General features: G+C 62.7%; 5 protein-coding genes. All 5 read left to right on the top strand.

Features of this window, described 5'->3' with window-relative positions:
• Window positions 1-828 (top strand): extracellular solute-binding protein (locus EN991_RS26540; RefSeq protein WP_127369878.1); only part of this gene is annotated, 828 nt, incomplete at its 5' end.
• A 75-nt stretch (window positions 829-903) separates the two neighbouring features.
• Complete coding sequence (locus tag EN991_RS26535; RefSeq protein WP_024502540.1) at window positions 904-2,007, top strand: ABC transporter ATP-binding protein; 1,104 nt, start codon at window positions 904-906, stop codon at window positions 2,005-2,007.
• Entirely contained in the window at window positions 2,004-2,876 is an 873-nt protein-coding gene (locus EN991_RS26530) for an ABC transporter permease (RefSeq protein WP_127369877.1), read from the top strand. The genes EN991_RS26535 and EN991_RS26530 overlap by 4 nt, the downstream gene beginning before the upstream one ends.
• Window positions 2,873-3,688: an ABC transporter permease subunit gene (locus tag EN991_RS26525; protein ID WP_127369876.1), complete on the top strand. Its 816-nt coding sequence runs from the start codon at window positions 2,873-2,875 to the stop codon at window positions 3,686-3,688. The genes EN991_RS26530 and EN991_RS26525 overlap by 4 nt, the downstream gene beginning before the upstream one ends.
• Window positions 3,685-3,936 (top strand): ATP-binding cassette domain-containing protein (locus tag EN991_RS26520; RefSeq protein ID WP_127369875.1); only part of this gene is annotated, 252 nt, incomplete at its 3' end. The genes EN991_RS26525 and EN991_RS26520, both read left to right, overlap by 4 nt.

Raw genomic sequence — 3,936 nt, 5'->3', positions numbered from 1 at the left:
GCCAAGATCAAGAGCAGCGAGGGCCAGGACTTCGACGTCTTTGCTGTCAACACCGCCCAGTTGCAGCGCTACATCAAGGCTGACCTGGTGTCGCCGATCGACGTCACCAAGCTCGCCAACCAGAAAGACGTGCTGCCGCGCTTCCGCGACCTGACGGCGGTCAGCGGCGTGACCAAGGACGGCAAGGTCTACGGCATTCCGTTCTGCTTCGACTCCATCGGCCTGATCTACGACACCGACAAGGTCAAGCCGGCGCCGACCTCGATGTCGGTTCTGTGGGACCCGGCCTACAAGGGCAAGGTGCTGGCGTATGATAATGGCGAGCACAATTTCTCGTTCACCGCACTGACGCTCGGCTACAAGGATCCGTTCAACCTCAATGAAGAGCAGATGGCTGCAGTCAAGGCCAAGCTGGTCGAACTCAAGCGCAACGTGCTCAGCTTCTACACCACCGCCGACGAGGCGCAGCAGATCTACCAGAACAATGATGTGGCCCTGATCTGGGCCAATTACGGCCAGCAGCAGGTCAAGGCGCTGCAGAAGATCGGCGCCCATGTCGCCTACGTCAATCCGAGCGAGGGCGCGCTTGCCTGGCTCGACAACTGGGTCATCTCCAAGGGTGTCCGTGATAATGCGGCAGCCGAGAAATGGATTGATTTCATGCTGAGCAAGAAGGTCGGCGGCGAGCTTTCCGAGCGCACCGGCTTCGGCAACACGGTGACGGAAACCGGCAGCGCCGGCGGCAACGACAAGCTGGTCTGGCTCAACAATGTCGAGGACCCGCTCAAGCGTTCGGACATGTGGAACGAGGTCAAGGCAACGCCCTGATCTTTCCGCACCATGCCTTCGAAGGACCCGGCGGTCCGGAGTTCCGGACCGCCGAAGCGTATGCGAGAGTATTTCATGAACCAGAACACCGACCTCTTGACGCTGCGGTCCGTCTCGAAATCCTACGGCACGGTCCCCGTGCTGCACGACATCGACCTGTCGATCAAGGACGGTGAGTTCCTCACCGTTCTTGGACCCTCCGGCTCCGGCAAGACCACGGTGCTGCGGCTGATCGGCGGGCTGGAACCGCTGACGTCGGGCGAGATACGCCTGGATGGGCAAGACATCAGCCGCATGCCGATCAACCGGCGGCCGTTCAACACCGTGTTTCAGGACTATGCGCTGTTCCCGCACCTGACCGTTTCCGGCAATGTCGGCTACGGGCTTTCGGTTCGCCATGTCCAGCGCAAGGAAATCGCGCGCCGAGTCGCGGAGGCGCTGGAACTGGTCCAGCTCGGGCGTTTCGCCGACCGCTTTCCGGCGCAGCTCTCCGGCGGCCAGCGCCAGCGCGTCGCACTCGCCCGTGCGCTGATCTGCCAGCCGCGCCTGATCCTGCTCGATGAGCCGCTCGCCGCACTCGACCTCGAACTGCGCCGGCAGATGCAGGTGTTCCTAAAGTCCATCCAGCGCGAAATCAGGACCACCTTCCTGTTCGTCACCCATGACCAGGAAGAAGCCATCGGCATGGCCGATCGGATTTGCGTCATGGAGGCCGGCCATATCCGCCAGCTCGGCACGCCGCACGACCTTTACTACAGACCGGATTGCGAATTCGTCGCGCGTTTCTTCGGCGAGAACAATCTGGTGGCCGGGAAACTCGGACCGGTCCAGGGCGAGCTGCGATCGATCGAGACGGCGCTCGGGCGCCTCATCTGTTCGATCAGCGACCAGCCGCATTTGAAAGCCGCAGCGGAAGGCGCCAGCGCTTACGCCGCGTTCCGTCCAGAAGCCTTGCACCTTGCGGATGCAAAGGACACCGACAACCGTTTTTCCGGCACGATCTCCGATCTGGCCTTTGCCGGCTCGTCGACCGTCGCCACCATCGCGGCCGGCGCCGACAATGCCGCGCAACGCTTGCGGCTGCGCGTGCCGAGCCGCGTCGACGGCAGCGCGCTCAGATCCGGCGAGGCCGTATCGCTTTCCTTTGCGCCGCATGAAGGCCATCTGGTGCTGGCATGAGCAAAGCAGGATCGACGCTGCCTGCGGAAAAACGGCTGTCGCTGCTGGTGACGGTGCTGGCGTTTGCCTTGCCAGTGGTCTTCGTCCTGGTGCCGCTGGCGATCTTCCTCGGCTACAGCTTCTTCAGCGTCGACCAGGGCACGATCGTCTACGGCTTGTCGCTGGGCAACTATGTCAGGTTCTTTACCGATCCGGTCTTTCTGCCGGTGTTCTGGAACACCATCGTGCTTTGCGTATCGGTGGCCATCATCTGCATCCTGCTCGCCTATCCCGCCGCCTATTTCCTGACGATGCTGAAAGGCCGTTGGCGCTACGCCTTGCTGATGCTGCTCTTGGTGCCGCTGCTGATGAGCTACGTCATCAAGATCTATGCCATCCGCAGCATCCTCGGCCTCAACGGTTTCCTCAACAAGGCACTGGTGGCGCTCGGCATTCTGCAGGAACCGTCGACGCTTTTCGTGTTCAACATGAACGCCATCCTTTTGACGCTGACCCTGCTCCTGATCCCCTTCGCCATCCTGCCGATCTTCCTGTCGCTGGAGCGGATTCCGCAAGTGCTGCTGCGCGCATCCGACGATCTCGGCGCGAGCGGCTTGCAGACCTTCCTGCGCATCACCTTGCCGCTCAGCCTGCCCGGCGTCGCTTCGGCGGCGAGCTTCGTCTTCGTGCTGGCGATCGGCGATTTCCTGACGCCGCAGATGGTCGGCGGGATCAGCGGCTTCACCTTCGGCCGCATCCTCTACAGCCAGTTCGGCACGGCCTATAACTGGCCGTTCGGCGCGGCGCTGTCGGTGGCGCTGGCCGTCGTGGTGATCGCCGCAATCCTCATCGGCGAACGCTTTGGCCGCAACCCGGGGACTTCGGTATGAGCGCCCTGCCCCGACTGTCCACGATCTTTCTGGCCGCGATCACGACACTGGTTGCGGTCCTGCTCTACAGCCCGCTGTTCGTGCCGATCGTGTCGTCGTTCTTCACCATTTCGCATGGCTCCGTCGACTGGTCGTCGCCGACGCTTGCGACCTATGTGGCGCTGGCTGAAAACCACGACATATTGGCCGCTCTGCGCACGACGCTGATCGTCGGCGTCTGCACCGTCATCCTGTCGGTGGTCAGCGGAACGCTGCTGGCGCTCTATTATCATGGGCGCCGTTCCGGACGCTCGCTGCTGCAGTTCATCATCTTCCTGCCGTTCCTGATGCCGCCGATCATCAGCGGCCTGGCGCTGCTGATCTTCTTCCGCGAGATCGGCCTCGAACGCTCGCTGCTGACGGTCGTTATCGGCCATACGGTTTTCGTGTTGGCGATAGTCTACCGCACGGTACTGATGCGGCTGCAGTCGATGAGCCGCACGCTGGTTGAAGCGTCCTACGATCTCGGTGCCACGGGCTGGCAGACCTTCTGGCGCATCATCCTGCCGAACCTGTCGAGCGCCATGGTCGGCGGCGCCATCCTGGCCTTCGCCAAGGCGATGGGCGAGTTCGGCGCCACCATCACCTTCGTTTCCAACATTCCCAATGAGACGCAGACATTGCCGTCGGCGATCTACACCTTCACGCAGGTGCCGGGTGGCGATGAAGGGGCGCTCCGCCTGACGCTGATTTCCATTGTCATCTCCATGGCAGCACTTGTGGCTTCGGAGGTGCTGGCGCGGCGTGTCGGCCGGCGGCTGGACATCGAATGAGCGTTCTCGTCGACATCAGCCATCGGCTGGGCGGTTTCGCCATCGGCGCCCGCTTCGAAAGCGCCGGGCGGCTGACGGCGCTGTTCGGAGCGTCTGGGTCGGGCAAGACGACGCTGATCGGCATGATTGCCGGGCTGATCCGGCCCGACAAGGGACGCATCGAGGTTGACGGCCGTGTGCTGGTCGATACCGGTGCCGGCATTTTCGTGCCGAAGCACAAGCGCCGCATCGGCATGGTGTTCCAGGAC

The sequence above is a fragment of the Mesorhizobium sp. M7A.F.Ca.US.005.03.2.1 genome (genome assembly GCF_003997795.1).
In the GTDB taxonomy this organism is placed as follows: Bacteria; Pseudomonadota; Alphaproteobacteria; order Rhizobiales; family Rhizobiaceae; genus Mesorhizobium; species Mesorhizobium ciceri.
Note: the sequence above shows the minus strand (reverse complement) of the source record. Positions and strands in the feature narration are given on the sequence as shown.